The organism is Eisenbergiella tayi (assembly GCF_001881565.1).
In the GTDB taxonomy this organism is placed as follows: domain Bacteria; phylum Bacillota; class Clostridia; order Lachnospirales; family Lachnospiraceae; genus Eisenbergiella; species Eisenbergiella tayi.
Genome location: NZ_MPDJ01000003.1, coordinates 624564 through 644720, shown reverse-complemented (window position 1 = coordinate 644720; position 20157 = coordinate 624564). Strand labels below are relative to the sequence as shown.

Genomic DNA, 20157 nt, shown 5'->3' with positions numbered 1-20157 from the left:
TACAGCGCGGCTCTGATACAGCTATGTTTTTTCTGCCACTTTTCTATCACGACTATTCTCACTACATATCTGGTAATATTTTCCACATTCTGCCGATGATTTCATATTATAGGTATAGATATATGAACCCTCTCCCACGCCCCACAACAACTGGTTTTTTACTATTGTTTTATATGTAGGTTTATTATACACTATTATGGTAACGCTTATGTAGAAACGAACTTTATTCTACTAAATGGCGGAAGGAGTATGCATGGAATCCAAGCCGATTTTATCCCGTTTTCGAAACTCAATTACAGCTCAATCCATACGTCGGGGACTCACGCTGGCTATTCCCTTTCTCACTCTGGGATCTTTTTCCCTGCTCTTTTTGAATTTTCCAAGTGACAGCTACCAGACCTTTCTTCACAATTTTCTGAATGGTTCGGCTGTCGCTCTGTTAACGACCTTATATAACATCAGCCTCGGTTCCCTGGCCCTCGTCCTCTGTATTACTATCAGCCTTTCCTATGGGCTTCTGGCGGAAATAGACATGTACATTCTGTATCCGGTTGTTGCACTATGCTCTTATATGGCTTTCTGCGGAGGCATACAGGATCATGAGGAATACGTATTTAATGCGGAATGGGTTTTTACAGCCATGTTCATCACACTGGCGTCCTGTATTCTCTTCCGCAGGATACTGAAGCTGAGCGACCGCATGGAAAAGCTCCATACCACAGGTGCGGAATATTTATTCAATATCTCCATCCAGAGTCTGTTTCCCGTAATTATCATTATCGCTTTTTTTGCGATCCTGGGCTATCTTCTCCGGACCGCCTGGGGAAGCAATAACATAACTAATTTCGGAGCCTATATATTCCTGAAAATATTTGACGAATTAAGCGACAATCTGTTCGGTATCCTGCTTTATGTGATTATCACCCATGTACTCTGGTTCTTCGGAGTCCATGGCACCAATACGCTGGAGGCTGTGTCCAGAAGATTATTTGAGCCGAATGTTTCCGTAAACCAGTCCCTTTTACTGGCCGGCCAGGTGCCCACGGAAATCTTTTCCAAGACATTTCTGGATACCTTTGCCTTTCTGGGCGGCTGCGGCTGCGCATTAAGCTTCATTATCGCCCTGTGTATTGCGTCCAGGAGAAGCCCTAACCGGAAAATAGCATATGTGGCGCTGCCCTCCGCTTTTTTTAATATCAGCGAAATAGCCGTGTTCGGGTTTCCCATTATTTATAACTTTACAATGGCGATTCCTTTCATCCTTACGCCTGTCGTACTCACTCTCATCAGCTATATTGCGACGGCCTCAGGGCTTGTGCCTGTTGTCACTCAATCCGTGGACTGGACCGTTCCCATTCTTTTCAGCGGCTACAAGGCAACCGGCTCCATCTCAGGAAGTATCCTTCAGCTCATTAACCTCGTGGTGGGAATCTGTATTTATATCCCCTTTATCAGACGGAGTGAGCAAAAGGAAACGGCTGAATTTCAGCAGATCGTCCGGCAGATGGAACAGGATATGGAGGCAGGGGAAAGCAGCGGCAACCTGCCGTTATTTCTGAGCCACAAATATCCCTATAATTATTATGCCAAAACACTGTCCCTGGATCTGAAAAATGCGCTCCACCGCGGCCAGGTGGATTTCTTCTACCAGCCCCAGATATCCAGGGAAGGAAATATACATGGAATCGAGGCACTGCTTCGCTGGCAGCATCCGGTCACCGGTTATATCTCTCCTCCGGTTATTTTTGCCCTGGCCTATGAGGGCGGTTTTCTGAATGAGCTGAACAGTTATCTGCTGAACCGAGCCTGTAATGATGCAAGAATACTGGATCCCCAGCTGGAAAACGACCTGATCCTGTCCATCAATATATCAGCAAAGCAGATTGAGGAAAATGGTTTTTTTGATAATACCTACATGGTTTTAAAAGAGACTCAGCTGTCAAGAATTCATTTTGCCTTGGAAATAACGGAACGATCGGCCATGAAAATTACGGATTCGCTGATGGATGATATTAAGAAGCTGCAGAACAACGGCATTTCCTTCAGTCTGGATGATTTCGGCATGGGCCACAATTCAATCCTGTACCTGCAGGAAGGCATCTTCGATGAAGTCAAGCTGGACGGCCATCTGGTAACCCAGCTGCCCGGCAACGGACGTTCCCGGGACATTATATCCGGAATTATCCGGATGGCCCGCAGCCTTGATTTACGTATTTTAGCCGAATATGTGGAAACGAAGGAACAGCGTGACATTCTGGCGGAGCTGGGCTGCGGGTTTTATCAGGGGTACTATTACAGCCGGCCGCTGCCGATGGATAAATTGGTGGAGTATATCAAAACAGCCGGTAATACCGCTGAAGGACAGCGGTAATTACCAGCAGGGGGGTATCCATACTAAATCCCCCAGTTCCGGCTAATCATCTGCAGCTTTACCATATGGGGATAAATCCTACCTGTATCCATCAGTTCTCCCGGCGCACCTTGCTCCGCAACGCAGCCGTCCGAAAGCACAACGACCTGATCCGCGCCGCTGACCGTACGCATACGGTGGGCTATAACAAGCACGGTCTTATTCTTTATCAGCCTTGACAAAGCCGCCTGTATCAGTGTTTCATTTTCCACATCAAGGCTTGCTGTTGCTTCATCCAGCAAAATGACAGGGGCATCTTTAAGGAAAGCGCGGGCGATTGAAATACGCTGCCTTTCTCCGCCGGACAATTCACAGCCATTTTCACCAATCATACTGTTATATCCGTTCGGAAGTTTCTCGGCAAATTCTTCACAATTTGCCAACTTTGCCGCCGCGATCACTTCTTCATCTGTCGCGTCTTTTCTGCCTATTCTGATATTCTCCATGATTGTATTGTTAAACAGCGTCACATCCTGAAAAACAATGGAGTACAGCGACAATAATGTTTCCGGTTCTATCTTCGATATATCCATACCGCCGACAGTGATTTTGCCTTTAGTGATATCCCAAAATCTTGCGGCAAGACGTGACACCGTCGTTTTGCCGCCGCCGGACGGACCGACCAATGCGGTAACTTCCCCTTGTTTTGCAATAAAAGATACATCTTTCAATACGGTTTCCCCGGTATTGTAAGCGAATCCCACATGGTCGAAAACAATATCATAGCCTTTATTTGTTACCCGGTTGCTGCCCGTCTGAAACGGTTGGTCAAGGATTTCGTTCATGCGGTTTATGTTTGTTTTGGTAGAAATCACTGCTGCAAGATTTTGCAATGCGCCTTCAAGCGGAGCATACAGCCTTGAAGCGACAAGTAAAAACATAAAAAACAGTGGAATATCAATTTCCCCGCGAAGGAGCAGAGCGGAACCTACAAGCGCAACCGTGGCAATCCCAAACTTTAATATCAGCGTGGACGAGACAACAAAAAGGGCCGTTCCAAGTTCTGAAATAATGTGCCGTTTTTCCACATAATCAATCTTTCTGCCGAGTCCTTTCAGATAACATTCTTCCGCATTATTGGCTTTTAAGTCCTGCAAACTCTCAATACACTCCTGCACACCGCTTTCAAGAGCGACCTTTGCGGCTACGGATTTACGGTTAAAATACCCTTGTATGCGGGCCGAAAAGAATGTGATTGCAAATGCAATCGGCAAAACCCAAACCGCCGCAAGAGCCATACGCCAATCGTAAACAAAAAGGCAGATCGCGATCAGCGTTGTTGAAATAATGGCGCCTGCCAGGGCGGGGACATAATGGGAAAATGCTGTTTCAAGTGTTGCACAGTCTCCCATAATAGAATTGGTCAAATCGGCAAGGTCTTTTTTGCCAAAAAAGGATAACGGGATTTTTCGGAGCTGCTCGGCTAAGGAAATACGCCTTACCCCACTTTCCACATAGGTTGCTAAATAAGTAGTGTTATATTGAAACCAAGTCGCGATAAAGATAAGGCATAAGCAAACCAAAGCGCCAACTACATAAAAAACTATGCGGTTTTCACTCACGCCTCCATTCATAGTATCAATGACAAAGTAATACAGAAGCCCGACAGGAAACATAAAAGATATATCCTGTGCAACGCAGGCAATACACCCTTTTATTAAATCGACGGCCCCCTCTTTTGATAACGCAAAGCGTCTTTGCAATGTCTTAATCATGCTTTTGCCTCCTTTGCAATTCTCCATTCTGCCGCTTCGGAATAATTCTTCCACATACGCGTGAATATGCCGTTTCTCTCTATCAGTTTGCTATGTGTGCCGCTTTCGGCAATTTTGCCGTCCTGCAGTACATAAATGCAGTCTGCGTCTGTGATAGACGACAGCCTGTGTGCAATCATAATCACGGTTTTTCCAGGGGAATTGCTATTTAATTCTCCTTTTGAAAGAGCAGATAATGCCTGCTGAATCAGCACCTCATTGTCGGGGTCGGCAAATGCCGTCGCCTCATCAAGAATGAGGATAGGCGCATTTTTCAAAACAGCACGGGCAATTGCTATTCTCTGCTGTTCGCCGCCGGACAGGTATACGCCGTTTGTTCCAACAACGGTATCAATGCCGTTCGGTAACTTTTCAATAATATCCATGCACTGTGCAGCTTTCAAGGCCCGGATGATTTCTTCGCGCGTCGCTCCCGGCTTTGCCATACGCACATTTTCCAAGATGGACGCTTTAATAAGGCGGCTGTTCTGAAATACAAAAGACACTTTATTCATCAATGTTTCTTTCGGAATTTCACGTATGTCGGTATTTCCTATTAGTATGCGTCCCTCATCCGGATCAAAAAATCTTGTTACGATATTTGCAAGGGTAGTCTTACCGCCGCCGGACGCGCCGACTAATGCGATTGTCTGTCCCGGCTTTATCCGCAAAGATACATCCTTGAGTGCATTTTTCTCCCCGTCATAGCTGTAGGTAACGTGCTCTAATACAATTGAATTATCAGACGGTATATTATTCACCGGGCTTTCAGACAACGGCTTTTCACCCAGCACTTCATCAATCCTGCCCATTGCGTCACTTACAATCATTGCGTCCTCACTCATAAACATTATTTTGGTCAAGGTCGTACCGATAACAGGCGTAATTACTATGTAGAAAATAAGATTCAGCAGCAGTTCATTTGTTACGCCGCTCCTCGTAAAGAGAATACCTCCCGCGATTAAAAAGGCAAATACACCATTGATTGCGGTTGTATAAAACATCATAGGGAGACGTAATGCTTTTGTGTATGCGATTACCCATTTTTCGTAATTATCAATCGTCGCTTTGAAGCGTTTGAAAGAAAATATTGTCTGTCCGAAAGTTTTAACCACGGGTATACCCCTTACATATTCGACCGCTTCATTTGACATATCGGAAAGCGCATTTTGATATTCCTTCATTCTCTGCTCCATGTCTTTTCCGGTCATTTTCATCATAATCAGAAAGCCGAGCACAACGGGAACCAGGCTTAAAAGTCCTAATCGCCAGTCAAACAAAAGCAGAAGGAAAAGCAGTCCTATGGGTGTTGCAATCGCGCCTGCTTTATCGGGCAGTCTGTGCGCAAGATAAGTTTCCGTAGCGGCACTGGCATCGTTTACCGTTCTGCGCAGCTTTCCGCTTCCATATTTTTCTGTTACTCCAAGCGGCAGGGCCGCAATATGCCGCATAAGTTCTTTTCGGATATTCGCGGCCACCCGGAAGGCACTTATGTGCGAGCACATGAGGGCGGCTATATAAACGACAACAGATATAACCGCAAACAACACAGCAGACCAGCCATAGTGTGTCACATTCCCCGCCTGTGAAAAGTCAGGGGAAACCTCCAGTATGTCATGAATGATACGCCATATATACCAAAAAGGCACAAGAGCCAACAGCGCACTCGTTGCAGACAGTATCCAAGAAAGATAGGTTAATATTTTATGTTTCCCGGCATACCCCATCAATCTCGATAGATTCGATTGCTTTTTCATTGTAAAACCTCCTTAAAATTATTTATGATAGGAAAACGCAAGATGCGTTCTCGAATATCCACGGAATATGTTAGTTTTAACTAACTCATATGTAAAAATTACAGGGCTTATTGCCCCATAATTTTCATCCACCCGGCGGTGTAAAAAGCTCTCATTTCCTTCAGATAATGCTTTGCTTCTTCAAGCGGCATTTCATGTATAATCAGCTCAAAAAATGTATTAAACATGCCGGTAATCAATATATGCTCTAACCGTTCATCAATCGGCGGCGACGGTCTGCCTAACTTTTCAAGCACCGCTAAATAATCATGAGTTCCTTTTGTTTCTATCTCTACCATTTCATCAATCAGTTTGGAAAAACGTGTCCCCTCTGATCGGCAGAGAATGAGCTTAAACTCATTCAAATGTTCATAGGCATACAAAAGCATTTCATACATACATTCGCCGGATATGTCGGTAAGATTGTCTGGCTGTTCTTCCGGCGGGATGTCAGCAAATTCTTTCTGTGCCCTGCAAAAGCAGTCTAAAAGGAAGTCATACTGTTCGCCTATCAGTGCTTCAAATAAATCCTCTTTGCTGTTATAGTACCCATAAAACGCGCCTGTTGTGACTCCTGCCGTTTTGACAATATTACGCAAAGAAGCGGATTTGAAACCTTTTTCAAGAAATTCCTGCATGGCGGCCGAAAGGATCAGGTTTAATGTTGTCTGTTCCGTTTCATTCATTAACCTACCTCCGCATATAACACTGTTATATGATACGGCGAATCAAGATGTTTGTCAATCAATTTTTAATACGGGCTCTTTTCTTTTTCTTTATCGAATACAGTTCCCGATCCGCCCGGTTAAGCACCGGCTCCCAATCCATTCCCTTCCTGTATATCTCATTGCAGTATCCCATGGAAACGGTAAGCACTTTCGGCCCGGGGCTCTTTTCATGGGGAATTGCCACGGCTTCCATATCCCTGCCGACCCGCTTTATATACTCCTCTATATCCCGATCCTCCAAATCCATACACAGACATACGAATTCATCTCCGCCGTATCTGCTCACATACATGCCGTCCATCTGGTTATCCTTCAAAACACGGGCCACTGATTTTAAAGCATCATCCCCTTTAAAATGCCCATAGAAGTCGTTATATGGCTTGAAATAATCCACATCCAGCATAATGAAGCCCAGCTTTTTCCCATCCTCTTTATGAGTCATCTTGCTGAGGAGTTTATTGAAATACCGTCTGTTGTACAGGCCGGTGAGTTCATCCAGCTGGCTGGCGTTTTCAAGGGCGCGCTTATTCCGGACCATTTCCTCGTGCTCATGCATGGCCTGGTTAATCTGGATTTTGGAAAGCATGCTCTGGATACGCATATCGTCCTCCACAGCGGAAACATCCTTTACGATTTCATAATAATCCCGGTAGGCCTGATCCAGCTTATCTGTTTCCCCGAACTGCTCCCAGCAGCGGATTTTCAGGCATTGAATCCGATACTTCAGGGACAGCGAATTATCATATTCCAGGTTATCCATGATGGCCAGCAGCCGGTCCGCGCGCTTTTCATCACACGCTGCCAGCATTTCCGTGCACAGGCTTTCCGCCATGTCACAGATAAAAAAGTGATCCTCCACAGCCAACAGATCCGAATTTATAAGCCTGTCGGCCATTTCGGTAAACTTATCCCAATCTTCGCACATGGCATAATAGGAACACCAGCTGACGCCTAACCTGACGCGGCTGTAAGCGCTGTCTGCACCCAGCTCCTCACAGCGCTCCATGGCTTTTCTTGCGCCCTCCAGATCTCCCAGATTTCTGCATGCCTCAGCTATATTGCTAAGATAGCTGATGGAGCTCCTTTTGTTTTCTTCATCCAAATGGTCTTCCACCGTCCGGTATGCCAGCCGGAAATATACTCCCGCACTCTCCCAGTCATCCCTGCCGCCGAAGGAATAGCCGATATTATTATACAGCTTGCCAAGCATCGTGATGTCACCCAGCTTCTCAGCCAGCTTTTTCCCTTCCAGCAAATAGGAAAGAGCCGTCTGATCATCGTTAAGCTTCTGGTAGTAAAGGCCGGCATTGTTGCACAGTACCAGCATCAAATCATCATAGCCATACTCCCTGCACAGGAAAACGGCCCGCAGCAGATAAAAGTCACAGCTGGTATATTCTCCCATGGACAGCTGACTGTCCATCAGGTATACATTGGCGAAGGCGCTGCCGTAATAATACTGCTCCGCTTCCGAAACAGAGAGTAGTTCTTTGCAAAGCCTTTTTTCTTCTTCCAAATCTGTATGACGGGCTTTCAAAATCTGCTGCATTAACCGGGCCTCCGGCAGGGAAGACTTATTATTTTTGTCATTTTCCATCATAATATATCCACCCTTTTCCCCGTAAACGTATTGCGCCCGGAATTCTTGCTTTTATAAAGCTCATGGTCGGCAAGCTGAAGCAGCTGCCGCACCTCAATCTGCGTTTTTACGATCCCTGCGGCATAGCCGGCAGAAAGGGTCACTTCGCCGCTGCACAGGGATTTTTCATGAGGGATTGCCCTTGCATGCAGCCGGGCTCTCACTCCTTCAATATAGGTTCGGATCTCTTTTTCCGTAAGGCCGATACAGACACATACAAATTCGTCCCCGCCGTAACGGGACGCATATATCCGCTCCCGGGCGCCTTCCATCATACAGGCCGCAATTACCCTCAGGGCCTCATCCCCCTTCAGATGTCCGTAAAAATCGTTGTATTCCTTAAAGCAGTCCACATCCATGACAATAAACGCAAAGCTTTCTTCCGCCGCCCCATCGGTATGCTCCCGTATCAGCGTCTCCAGAAATCTTCTGTTATAGGCTCCTGTCAGTTCATCCCGGTTCACTTCACGTTCCAGTATCTCCTGCTCGGACTGCATATCCTCAACCTGCTGCATCAGCTGTTCCAGCTGAATCCTGGTCTTCATCGCCGCTGCTATCGTTTCGTCGATCTTGGCCCTGAACTGCTGATTTTTTTTGTAAAAAACACAATATGCCTCCGGATGCTTTTCCGGCGGCTCAAATAAAAGATAATATTGTATCCGCATCTCTTCCAGAGTCTGTACCTGATCCAGTCCTCCTCCGACGCTGACTTCCTCCATCGCCTCCAGAAAGCGGCCGGCATAATCGGCTTCTCTTAATTCCATCATGCTCCGGCACAGCATGTGATAGGATTCAAAGGCTGTCATTTTATTTTCATTAATGACATCCTGATTCCTGAGCAGGCGATCCGCATAGACCAGCGCTTTTTCACGCTCACCGACAGCACCGTAGTAGCAGCACCAGTTCTTATCTCCCATTACCACCCTCTGGAGAGGATCCTTTTCGTTTTCCTCAAATTCCAGAATATATTCCTTTGCTTCCTCGTACTGCCGCAGAAACAAAGAAACCTCAGCCAGGTTTTCCAACAGTATGGAACGAACCGGGTTGATTCCGGCATTTTTCTGCAGCCAGTAAGCCTTCTGATAAAATTCCAGCGCCACCTCGTAGCACCGGTGCCGCTGAAAAGCAAAGGCGAGATTATTTAAAACCACACATTCCCTGTCCGCGTCTCCGAGCTCTTCCGCAATGGTAACCGCCTTCAAATAATAATCAATTGCATTCTGCTCATCCCCGCGCATGTCGTAATAGATTCCGAGGAGACTGGTAAGCCCCAGACGAAGCTCCTCCCAGTCCTGATCCTCCGGAAACATCCTCTGGGCTTTCAGGAGATATTTTCCCGCCCTGTCCATATCGGAGACCGCAATATAATAATCCCCCATATAGGCCAGGGCAAATACCTCCCCATAGAGATCGCATTCTTCCTTTGCCAATACAAGCAATTCCAGGCACAGCCTCTTTTCCTTTTCCAAATCTGTATATCGTACTTCCAGAATACGTGAAGTAAAGTCTTCTGTAAACCGCTTCCTATTTTCTGCCATAATCACTGCCCTAACTTTATCCGCATTCCCTTAGCGACGGGACCATCTGCGGTACTGTCATTCAGAGAACCGCCGCTTTCCTTTAAGCTCCCATTCAAGATACACTCCATTTATTTTATCATTTTTATTCTATAAATGATATGGGAAAAAGAAAATTATCTGAGAAATTAATGGATTTTTCTAAAAATTTTTCATTCCTGCCTGTCCCTTCTGTATTCCAGAAATTCCATTTCAAAAATCCCCTTGCCGTCCGTCATACTTCTTAAATCCACCTGAAACTCCTTAGCCGTATCAAAGGGAACTTCTCCCAGAACCTCCATTTCTCCGTCACTATAGATGACATTTTCAACCGACGCCTGCAGCTTTGCAAGCTTTGCCATAATTCTTTTTTCATCCCCTGCCGGAGCAATGAGACGATAGTTCATGTATGGCTCCAGGGTTATGACCCCTGTCTGCCGGAGCGCTTTTTGAACCACCTTGGGCGCCAGCCGGCGGAAATCGGCCGGCGTGCTTGTCACACTGTCATAATCAGCATCTGCAAAAACTGCCAGCGTATCCGTAACTTCATTGGAAATTCCTTCCTCCAAAGCCTTCATGACACCTTCCTGTACCGCATTTTGAAAAGATTTTTCAATATAACCGAAGGAGACCTGTGTCTCATACCGGTTCCCAGCCCCCGTTTCCAGCGGTTCTATCCGGATTCCGATTCCTGCCCGGTGAAGATTTCCTTTTTCACCCAGACGGATTTCGGCATACACCGGGCCTGCCGGTTTCTCCCTGCCGATCGTCTTCATTCCGGAAAATACCGTCCTGAGCCCAAATCGTTCCCAAAAAAGCTCCTTCAAAATCTCTATCTGCAGTTTTCCATAAAGGTCTGCCAGGATTTCACCGGTTCTTTCCGGAATCCGTATATGAAGAAGGGGATCCTCTTCCGCCAATACATTCAGGGCATCCAGAAGCCTGTATCTGTCCTCTTCCTCTGCCGGCTGTATATTCACACACAGCATCGGCTCCATCAGAAGTCCTGTCCCCTTACCGGGCGTCATGCTGCCGAGAAAATCGCCGCATTTCAATGCCGGAACATCCGTCAGAATCCCTATATCGTTTGCGCTTACTTCCTGAGCCGGTATCTGCTTTCCCCGGTTCACGGTCCGAAGATTATTAATCGTAATTTCCTGTTCTGTACCCGCAATCAGTACTTTATCCTTTTGTCTGATACTTCCCGAAAACACCCTGAAATAAACAAGCTTATGCTCCTTCTCATCATGCTCAACCTTGTAAACATAAGCGGAAAGCCTGTCTGTACCGGGCCTTCTCACCGGCAGCCACCGGATAACTCCCTGCATCAGCGGCTCTATTCCCAGACATTTCAGCGCCGAACCAACATAGACCGGATATAGCCTTCCCTTACCCGCCCGGAACCGGGCGGCCGCCGTCAGCTCCTCTTCACCGGCCATTTCCCCTTCCAGATATTTATTCAGCAGCTTTTCCGAACTGAGAAGGATCTGATCGGTGTATGCGCTGTCATCAAAGCCATAATCCCTGATCCGATAATCCTGCTCAGGAGTTTTTACCACCTCCTGCATGAAAAGAAGCCTTTTCGTAAGCTGGGAGCGGATCCGGGCGCAAACCGCTTCATAATCAGCGCCCGGCCGGTCAATTTTGTTGATAAAAAACAGGACCGGCATCCGCATTTTTTTCAGCTGGCGGAAAAGGATACGGGTCTGCGGCTGCACGCCCTCTCTTGCCGATATTACAAGAATCACTCCATCCAATGCCCGAAGGCAGCGTTCTACCTCTCCGATAAAATCCACATGCCCCGGAGTATCTATCAGATTTATTTTCACATCCCCGACAGGAAAGGATACCGTGGAAGCCTTTATCGTCATTCCCCTCTTCTGCTCTAATTCCAGGGAATCCGTGATGGTGGTACCTTTATCCACGCTCCCCCTTACTTTTACAATTCCGCTGTAATAAAGAAGACTCTCCGTCAAAGTGGTTTTTCCTGCATCCACATGGGCCATAATGCCCAGATTCAATATTCTGTTTTCCATATATTATACGCTTTCCAGTCAGTTTTACATTCCTTTTATGGGAACGGAATGCCTGCCTGCGGTAAAAAGCGTACAAAAAAACCACAGTCTGAAACTGTGGTTAAAAAGTTCACGATAAAACGCTCTTACTTATCTCACATAGCAGGCTGACTTAATGTTTATGAAATTCCCATGTGATAAAGTTTTTCTCATATAATATCAGCCTCCTTTTGTTTATTGGTAACAGTATAGCAATACAGGTACGGATTGTCAATACTGCTTTTATCTTCTGCCGGCTCCGCTGTCCACGTCATCAACCCGTGACAGCACAGAAAGAAGATCCTGCATGGAATCATCATAAAAACAATAATGACTTCTTCCATTTTTCTTAGCGGCATATAAAGCTTTATCCGCATGGAGGAAAAGCAGATCATAACCCATTCCGTTCTCCGGTGCAAGCGCCACCCCCATGCTTGCAGCGATAACAAAATTCTCATACCGGCCGCCAATAGCCTGATAAACCCTGTCTACCAGAAGCTCTATGTTATCCTTGTATTCCATAAAAATCAGGAATTCATCGCCTCCGATGCGGGCACAGATATCATTTGCACGCACGCTGTTGCGCACCTTTATCGCCACTTCCTCCAGCACCCGATCACCGAACTGATGCCCGTACTGGTCATTCGCATTTTTAAAATAATCCAAATCCAAAAGCAGCAATGCGAATTTTTTATTTTCCGCCCTGCTTTCCTTCAGTGCCTCTTCTATGGCCTTGCAGGCATAAGCACGGTTATAAAGCCCTGTCAGGGAATCATAACGGGCTATCTGTTTCAGCCGGTCCAGTTCTATATGTTCCTCATGGATATCGATTAATTTACCGATCATCCCAGTCAGCTCGTTTGTTTCTTCCATCACCCAAAGCGGCCTGGCTATAACCTTGCACCACCTCGGGCTGCCCTGTACATTGATGCGATAGGTACAGGTAACAATAGGATCCTCCGGTTTGGCGCTGCTCAGACGGTTCCTCAGATCAACAAAATCCTCTCTTGTAAATATTTTGTAAATTTCCTTGTTTCTGCCCGGATGTACAAGGACGGAACTCACTCCCAGCTGCTCGGCGCCCCAGTCGGAAACGGTCAGCACGTCGGAGCTTCCTGAATACTCAAACTGGATCTCCTTGGACATCGAAGCAAAAAACTGGTATTTCGTCCTTTCCTGCTCCAGCAATGCCAGAGTACGGTTAGAAGCGTTGCTGCTCTGAATCAGGCTGCGGGTCATATCCTGCAGTTCCATCTTGGATATCCCCCCTGCGGAACGCACATGCAGTTCCCTTTCCAGATATGGCTTCACACTGCATAAACACTCCAGCAATAAAGGACTGAATGCCCCACACTCACCGTCCATGATCATACGCAGGGCCTCTTCATGGGAATAGGCAGGCTTATAAACCCTTCGGCTGGTCAGGGCGTCATAAACATCTGCCAGAGCCACCACCTGCGCTGAAATGGGGATATCATCCCCCTTTAAACCATCCGGATATCCACTCCCGTCATATCTCTCATGATGCCAGCGGCAGATATCTCTCGCCATACGCACCAGTTCCTCATCCTGGTAATAAGGCACGTTTTCCAGCATCTCGGCCCCGATAACGCTGTGGGTCTTGATAATTTCGTATTCCTCCGGCGTCAGTCTGCCCGGCTTGTTTAAAATCTCCTCCGGTATGGAAATCTTCCCTATATCATGAAGCGCGGACACATTGGAAATCAGATTGATCTGTTTCGCATTCAGGTTATACCGGTTGGTCCGCTTTGCCAGCTGCTTCAGCAGCGCCTCGGTGATAATCCGTATATGCAGGACGTGAAGGCCGCTCTCACCGTTACGGAATTCCACGATATGGCTGAGGATTTCTATCATGACCAGGTTGCTTTTTTCTTTTTCCAGGATTTGCTCCGTCACCAGGTTTTCCAGAGTCTTCTGCTTGGAATAAAGAGTAATGGTATTTTTAACACGGCGCTTTACCGTCTGCTCATCAAACGGACGGCTGATATATTCCGCCGCTCCGAGCTCATAGGCATGATCAATATATGCGGAAGAGGTTTCTGCAGAAATCATGATGACAGGAAGACGTTCCAGCAGTCCTGCCCCGTTCATGGAAGCAAGCACCTCAAATCCGTCCATTTCCGGCATGACGATATCCAGCAGCACCATGGACAATTCGGAATGGTACTGGTTAATCAGCACCATTGCCTCAAGGCCGTTGGAAGCCTCCAGCAGACTGTAATCCGCGGAAAGCATATCCGCCAGTAAAGAACGGTTGATTTCCGAATCATCTACAATCAGAATTTTGTTGCTCTTATCCATTCTGGATGCCTCCCGTCTCTGAAGTCTCTGCGAGTTCCTTTATAGCACTGCACATTTCCCCGTAGCTGGAAACCAGCTGCGTAAACAATGGCTTTATTTCCTCATTTTCCTGTCTGCCGCGCAGCGCTTCCGTGAGAGCCGCCGCATATCTTCCCTGTACGGTCAATCCCAGGTTCAGCAATACCCCTTTCAGCGTATGAACGGCACGAAAGGCTTTTTCGTAGTCCTGCTCTTCCATGGCGTCACACAAATCCTTAAAACTGGTATCCTTCAATACCATTTTTAAAAATTTCAAGATTCTTTCCTCTGACCTCAAACGGCAGCTCACATCCTCATAGTCCGCCCCAAGACATTCATAACATTCTTTCACTGTCATTATGAATACTGACCTCTCTTTTCTCTTATACACTGTCTGCGCAGAACTTTTCCGGCATAACCCTGTCCTGCCTTTACTGAAGCTGATGATGATTTAAAACAGCATTTATCTTTTTATTTTATCATATACCTGCCTGATTTTCTATTAACGATATGATTTCTTTGTGAAAAAAAGTTAAAATCCCGGAGCATGCCCCGGAAATGCTGTTTTCTTTATAACAGAATCTGCCTGTATTTACAAGTAAAATGCGTATTTTATGCGAGTGATGCTGTTTTTATTCTTATACAGAACTGTTGGTTTCCGTATGATGTGAAGTATGCTTCCATTAATTGGCTACTTATATTATCGGTTGAATTTCAGGAAAATTTATCATGAGTTTTGCAGGAGACCGGACGAAAATGGAAAAACAGCTTTGAATTACCAAACCTTCAAATAAACTTTTGTTACAGTCATTTTAAAATAAAGCCCTGGAAAAATAATTTCCAGGGACTTTATTCTGAATCCTGTATATCGGATTGTTACCTATATATAATTATTGATTTTTACTCTTCTTCACGCCGCATGTTTCCCCGTATTTTTCAGTAATTTACAATGTTCTCCGCTGGCATCCAGAATAAATTTCTGAAAAAACCAGGAAACAAGCAATACTACCAAAACTCCGTAGAATGTGGATATAAAACGGAACACCGCGTAAAAAATTCTGGCATTTCCTGAGAAGGTACAAGAAACCAGTATGAATGTCACTCCTCCGATTCTTGCATTAATATATGGTACCTTTGCCATCTTACACAGCAGCAGTGTAAGTAAAATACCAACGAATATAAGCACCGTCATAAACCATGGATTTCCGACTGCATTATCAGCAGCAGCAGCGCCAATACCGATAATGCCTCCGATTGCTGTGATAATCATACGGTTCACACCGGCCTTCCTGCTTATTTTCGTATTATCCTGAACGCAGAGCAGACAGGCTATGCATGCGGTCATCTTCTGTAATATTTCCAAATGCATTTCTCCATATGTAAATTTGAAACCCAATTCACTACATGCGGTTGCAGATAAAAAACAAATAACTACGGCAATGGCAATTCTTATATCCAGATTCTGAATTCCGGTTTTCTCCGTCATCCTTACATTTTGTTCTTTATTCATATACTATCTTAGCACCTGCATATTCCATGCTGTACATTTTCCTTTCCGTTATTCCCATTTTTCCCGCTCCGCCGTCTCCAAAATGCGGCATCATCCTGTCATATACGATCTCTCCGTTTGGCCCCGGCGGAAGTTTTCCCGGCCGCGGGGCATTCCCATCAAAGACTTCACCCTGATGTCCGCTTAAAATATATTCCGCACATTTATCATAATTTTCAAGCAAAGTAACAGGGAATACGCCTCCTCCGGCGCAGATTGTATCAAACTCACTCCTGTGCCCCAGCAGTTTCTGAGTATAGCCATAGAATTCCGCCAGACTGGCATGGCTCAGGATTTTACCGAAGGCCATAAATTCATCCCCCGTAAAAAGGATCCTGTCCGCCCTGTCCAATATTGCAATGCCATCCTCCGTATGATCGGGGATATCAAAAATTTCCAGAGCCTTATCTCCAAGATCACAGATAAATCCTTCTCCAACTCCGATCCGCTCATAATCTTTCTCCCAGAAATCGATCCCTGCAAAGCTTGCGAAGGGAATCGTTGCCAGCAAAACAGCCTTGTAAGCCATATAAGCCTGATCGAAATAAGTGTTGTCAGCCGTATGATCAAAATGGCTGTGGGTATTTATTACTGAGCGCACCGGAAGTCCGCAGAGCTGTTCCAGGTAAACACGGATATTTCCAGCACCGTAACCGGTATCTATGGCAACAGCTCTTTTCCTTCCTGCGATACAATAAGAAAAATCACCGCTGCTCATAATCTGCCAGACACCCGGAACCACTTCCCTTGCATCATAATAAGGCTTATCCATAGGTAAACAGGTGCCGTCCGTGTTCCTGATCAAAATATTATGTTTACTTGAAAAATCGATTTCTCTGTACTGCCTGAACAGCCATTCCCTTATGGCTTCCACCTGATAAGCTTTTTCCCATGTTTTGACATGACAGGCTCCCGGAAAACGTCTGTCATCCGATTCCAAAACACTGTCTCCTTCAAACCATGTAAAATTGATTCCGGCGCCTTTGGACGCAACTTTTTCTGCCGCTTCATTCTGTATGCTTTCCGGACTGTGTGCATCCCATGAACCGCAGCTGATTTCGGCTCCGGCCGCTTTCATGCTCCCGACACAGGCTCCCATGATGGGAAATGCCTTTTCATCCATTTCAGATACCAGAATCCATAAGTTTCCATGTCTTGCCGCAGGCATTGTTTCCGGATTCCATTGTCCGGCCACCAGAAAGCATCCGCCGAAAAAGCCGGGATACCGTATATTCAATTCGCACAGCATCATGCATCCCATGGACTGACCTGTTCCGTAAATGCGGTTCTTGTCAATGGAATATCTTTTCATCAGCTCCTTCACCAATTCCACCGTTGCATCCGCTTCCCGTCCAACCGTAAAATCATCCTCCGCACACTTTTCCGGATAGTGAGGCGCCAATACAAAACATGGCCTTTTTTCCTGTTCCTTCCTTAAAGCCCATACAGCCGCACCGTTTCCCTGCACCACTGCGGCTGAAACATCATCTGAGCAGGAGCCGGCATCATGCATAAAAAGTACCAGCGGATAGGTTCGTTCCGGATCATATCCTTCCGGAATAAACAGATTATAGGAAATCGAATATCCGTCGTTGCAGCAAAATTGTCCTTTATCAAAGTTATCCGCCACAGCATCCTTTACAGCCGTTACCGTAACGGTTATCTGTTCTGCTTTCAGGCGGATTTCAAGTTCCGGTAAAGCAATCACCAGCCTGGCTCCCGGTCCGCGCCCCGTCATTCTTTTGACTGATGCTTCCGGCCTGTTTTTGTCCAGAATTAAGATAACACAGTTTCCGGCCGGCTGACGCTCCGGTGTGCTCTTGTACAGTTCTTCTGCCCATTTTTCCGCCGGAAGCTGCTGCCGGAACAGCTTTTCCCACTCCGGAACGGAACATACCAGAAGTTCTTTAACCGTCTGGTTCTCCACTGCATAATTATCCGGCTGCATATCCACAGGCTTAATACTTTCGCCGAATTCCAATACGACTGCAGCGATTTTCTGCCCCTGCCCGTCTATCTCCGTTATAATTGTAGAATTCTTCATTTCAGTCTGCCCTTTCTGCTCTTTACAAACGGTTTTCATGCATTTCATTCAGCAGCGATATACTTTCCTTCATTAATATTTCCGCCGCCCCTTTGGCAAAGGGAGAATTTTGTGCCTCGTATGTAAATCGATCATAGGAACGTTTATCCGCCATATATTTAGAAGCACCATTAACCATGGTAGTTATGATTGTGTGTTCATACGGAGAAAACGCTTTGACTGCGGCGGCTGTAATACAGTTAAGCTCCGGTTTCACACCTAAAAAAGCAATCTCCCCAATAGCCGCTATTTCAATTTCCGTCTCCACATCCCCGTTTTCCGTATATTTGAACTCTTTTACCGGTTTCAGGTTATGAAGATTCCTATCCATCGTTTTTCCCGGCACAGTTATTTTTTTCCGTTCCATACGGACCTCATCTTCCACGGATATCTGCCGAGAGGAATCCATTGCCCGGATAACGGCATCTCCCAGTGTTCTTCCTAATTCCTCACAAATCTTAAAGCCTTCCTCATGTCTGTCCTTCCGAACACGTTCCCCCTTTACAAATGTTTCAGAAACCGTACGTTTCACAGGCACCTGATCCCCTGCAGCCCCCATCAGGAATAAGACAACCGGGTGCGGTTTTCGATAACAACGCTCTATATAATCACAGGCTGTTCCTGCGACATCCGGAGATACGCCTTTTCCTCCGGTACTTAACACGGAACCATCTAATACGGAAGACTGAATCGCATAATTAAAAATAACTGCCACCGGCTTCCCTTCCCTGTTGTCCAGCCGGAGCGCCTGTATTTCATGATCCACAAGCCCCATGCCGTGTTCGCCAATCCACCAGCCATCCTCCAGTTCTTCATCCCTGCCAATATTGATATCGCAGTAACTGCTGCCAAACCGCGGTGTAACCGCCTCCATACGGCTCTGTGCTTTTATAACGGCTGCCGCAGCCGCATTCTGAAGAGCCTTCCTGAATTCCTCCTTTTTGGCGATGCCGTCATTTTCCGCCAGCATAAAATCCGGAAGAAGATGCGGTGCAGAAAATGTATGAGTGCAGCACACCCATATATTCTCCCTCTCTATCTCCGCCTCCATAACAATTCTGTCTTTGACTGCTTCTATCTCTTCCGCAGGAAGGGAAGTCATTTCAACGGATACAAAAGCCATTTTCGTGCCATTTTCAATAATTACAGCCCTTACATCCAGCGCCCTGTGTACAATGGAAAAATCCTCAATTGCAAGATAAGCTTCCATCAGCATGATTTCTTCTTTACCGGCGCCTGCCCGCATTGTTCTATCCATTTTCTGCTCCCATCTGTGCGCTTTGACGCACCCATATTTTATTTGTCACCCACCCTGCAGCAGGAAACAAAATGTCCTGCGGAGATTTCTTTCAGTTCCTGCGGTTCATGACATGCTTCCGTCGCATGAGGACATCTGGCTGCAAACCGGCAGCCTGGTTTTGGCTCAATTGGAGATACGATTTCTCCCTGAAGCACAATTCTCTTCTTTGGATGATGAATATCAATGGAAGGAATCGCTGACAGCAATGCTTTGGTGTATGGATGCATAGGATGGGCAAACAGCTCGCCTGAAGACGCGGTTTCCACCAGCTGCCCCAGATACATGACGCAAATATTATCCGAAATATGCTTTACAACGGAAAGATCATGGGTTACGAACATATAGGTAATTCCCGACTTTTCCTGTAAATCCTGCAGCAGATTCAATACCTGCGCCTGGATGGAAACATCCAGCGCCGATACCGGTTCATCACAGACAATAAACTTCGGATTCAGGGCAAGTGCACGGCCGATGCCAACACGCTGCCTTCTGCCTCCGTCCAGTTCATGCGGATAAGAATGGCGCAGACGTTCATCAATTCCCACAAGCTCCATAATCCTTTCTGTTTCATCCTGTATCTCACCTCTTTTAAACCGATGGGAAATTTCAAGAGGCTCCGCGATGACCTCCTCAACAGTCATTCGCGGATTCAGCGAAGAAAAGGGATCCTGAAATACGATCTGCATCTCTTCATTAATCCGATGAAGCTCCTTCTTTTTAACCCTTGTAATATCCTTTCCTTCAAAAAAAATCTGACCGTCCGTACTGTCCTGCAAATGTATAATCGTACGCCCTAATGTGGATTTTCCGCAGCCTGATTCACCTACCACTCCCATGGTCCGGCCTTTTTCAATGGAAAAGCTTACATCGTCAACCGCATGAAGCATCCCCTTCGGCGTATTAAAATATTTTTTCAGATGTTTCACTTCTAATAATGGTGCCGCCATG

General features: G+C 46.2%; 13 protein-coding genes. 1 reads left to right on the top strand and 12 read right to left on the bottom strand.

The window, feature by feature from the left end; all coding sequences use genetic code 11:
- Positions 1–253: 253 nt before the first annotated feature.
- Positions 254–2371 (top strand): PTS sugar transporter subunit IIC/EAL domain-containing protein, encoded by a 2118-nt coding sequence (locus tag BLA28_RS14185; RefSeq protein ID WP_069158529.1) that lies wholly within the window; start codon positions 254–256, stop codon positions 2369–2371.
- 23 nt (positions 2372–2394) lie between these two features.
- Here the strand turns inward: BLA28_RS14185 and BLA28_RS14180 are convergent, their stop codons facing one another.
- The 12 genes from BLA28_RS14180 to BLA28_RS14125 form a co-directional block, all read right to left on the bottom strand.
- Positions 2395–4125, bottom strand: coding sequence for an ABC transporter ATP-binding protein (locus tag BLA28_RS14180; protein WP_069158530.1), 1731 nt, complete (start codon positions 4123–4125; stop codon positions 2395–2397).
- Entirely contained in the window at positions 4122–5921 is a 1800-nt protein-coding gene (locus BLA28_RS14175) for an ABC transporter ATP-binding protein (protein ID WP_069158531.1), read from the bottom strand. The genes BLA28_RS14180 and BLA28_RS14175 overlap by 4 nt, the downstream gene beginning before the upstream one ends.
- A 107-nt stretch (positions 5922–6028) precedes the next feature.
- Positions 6029–6646 carry a TetR/AcrR family transcriptional regulator gene (locus BLA28_RS14170; protein WP_044971295.1) on the bottom strand — a complete coding sequence of 206 codons (618 nt, stop codon included), beginning with the start codon at positions 6644–6646 and terminating at the stop codon, positions 6029–6031.
- A 58-nt stretch (positions 6647–6704) separates the two neighbouring features.
- The gene (locus BLA28_RS14165) at positions 6705–8288 is read right to left on the bottom strand and encodes a GGDEF domain-containing protein (RefSeq protein ID WP_069158532.1); all 1584 of its coding nucleotides are present in this window, start codon (positions 8286–8288) and stop codon (positions 6705–6707) included.
- Positions 8285–9865 (bottom strand): tetratricopeptide repeat-containing diguanylate cyclase, encoded by a 1581-nt coding sequence (locus BLA28_RS14160; RefSeq protein WP_071699237.1) that lies wholly within the window; start codon positions 9863–9865, stop codon positions 8285–8287. The genes BLA28_RS14165 and BLA28_RS14160 overlap by 4 nt, the downstream gene beginning before the upstream one ends.
- Positions 9866–10056: 191 nt before the next feature.
- Complete coding sequence (locus BLA28_RS14155) at positions 10057–11919, bottom strand: elongation factor G (RefSeq protein ID WP_071699236.1); 1863 nt, start codon at positions 11917–11919, stop codon at positions 10057–10059.
- A 261-nt stretch (positions 11920–12180) separates the two neighbouring features.
- A complete protein-coding gene (locus tag BLA28_RS14150) occupies positions 12181–14259 on the bottom strand; it encodes a diguanylate cyclase (protein WP_044963608.1) in 2079 nt (692 codons plus the stop codon).
- Positions 14252–14554, bottom strand: coding sequence for an Hpt domain-containing protein (locus tag BLA28_RS14145; RefSeq protein ID WP_242880633.1), 303 nt, complete (start codon positions 14552–14554; stop codon positions 14252–14254). Before BLA28_RS14145 ends, BLA28_RS14150 begins: the two co-directional genes overlap by 8 nt.
- 633 nt (positions 14555–15187) lie before the next feature.
- Positions 15188–15787 carry an FUSC family protein gene (locus BLA28_RS14140; protein WP_044963603.1) on the bottom strand — a complete coding sequence of 200 codons (600 nt, stop codon included), beginning with the start codon at positions 15785–15787 and terminating at the stop codon, positions 15188–15190.
- Positions 15780–17870: an MBL fold metallo-hydrolase gene (locus tag BLA28_RS14135; protein ID WP_169897252.1), complete on the bottom strand. Its 2091-nt coding sequence runs from the start codon at positions 17868–17870 to the stop codon at positions 15780–15782. The genes BLA28_RS14140 and BLA28_RS14135 overlap by 8 nt, the downstream gene beginning before the upstream one ends.
- A gap of 22 nt (positions 17871–17892) precedes the next feature.
- Positions 17893–19167 carry a hypothetical protein gene (locus BLA28_RS14130; protein ID WP_141702965.1) on the bottom strand — a complete coding sequence of 425 codons (1275 nt, stop codon included), beginning with the start codon at positions 19165–19167 and terminating at the stop codon, positions 17893–17895.
- 38 nt (positions 19168–19205) lie between these two features.
- Positions 19206–20156 (bottom strand): ABC transporter ATP-binding protein, encoded by a 951-nt coding sequence (locus tag BLA28_RS14125; RefSeq protein WP_009250397.1) that lies wholly within the window; start codon positions 20154–20156, stop codon positions 19206–19208.
- Position 20157: the final 1 nt, after the last annotated feature.

Coding starts and splice junctions, on each gene's coding strand:
- BLA28_RS14135 (WP_169897252.1), bottom strand. CDS start 17,870: ATGAAGAATTCTACAATTATAACGGAGATAGACGGGCAGGGGCAGAAA.
- BLA28_RS14125 (WP_009250397.1), bottom strand. CDS start 20,156: ATGGCGGCACCATTATTAGAAGTGAAACATCTGAAAAAATATTTTAAT.
- BLA28_RS14175 (WP_069158531.1), bottom strand. CDS start 5,921: ATGAAAAAGCAATCGAATCTATCGAGATTGATGGGGTATGCCGGGAAA.
- BLA28_RS14170 (WP_044971295.1), bottom strand. CDS start 6,646: ATGAATGAAACGGAACAGACAACATTAAACCTGATCCTTTCGGCCGCC.
- BLA28_RS14155 (WP_071699236.1), bottom strand. CDS start 11,919: ATGGAAAACAGAATATTGAATCTGGGCATTATGGCCCATGTGGATGCA.
- BLA28_RS14165 (WP_069158532.1), bottom strand. CDS start 8,288: ATGATGGAAAATGACAAAAATAATAAGTCTTCCCTGCCGGAGGCCCGG.
- BLA28_RS14160 (WP_071699237.1), bottom strand. CDS start 9,865: ATGGCAGAAAATAGGAAGCGGTTTACAGAAGACTTTACTTCACGTATT.
- BLA28_RS14150 (WP_044963608.1), bottom strand. CDS start 14,259: ATGGATAAGAGCAACAAAATTCTGATTGTAGATGATTCGGAAATCAAC.
- BLA28_RS14130 (WP_141702965.1), bottom strand. CDS start 19,167: ATGGATAGAACAATGCGGGCAGGCGCCGGTAAAGAAGAAATCATGCTG.
- BLA28_RS14140 (WP_044963603.1), bottom strand. CDS start 15,787: ATGAATAAAGAACAAAATGTAAGGATGACGGAGAAAACCGGAATTCAG.
- BLA28_RS14180 (WP_069158530.1), bottom strand. CDS start 4,125: ATGATTAAGACATTGCAAAGACGCTTTGCGTTATCAAAAGAGGGGGCC.
- BLA28_RS14185 (WP_069158529.1), top strand. CDS start 254: ATGGAATCCAAGCCGATTTTATCCCGTTTTCGAAACTCAATTACAGCT.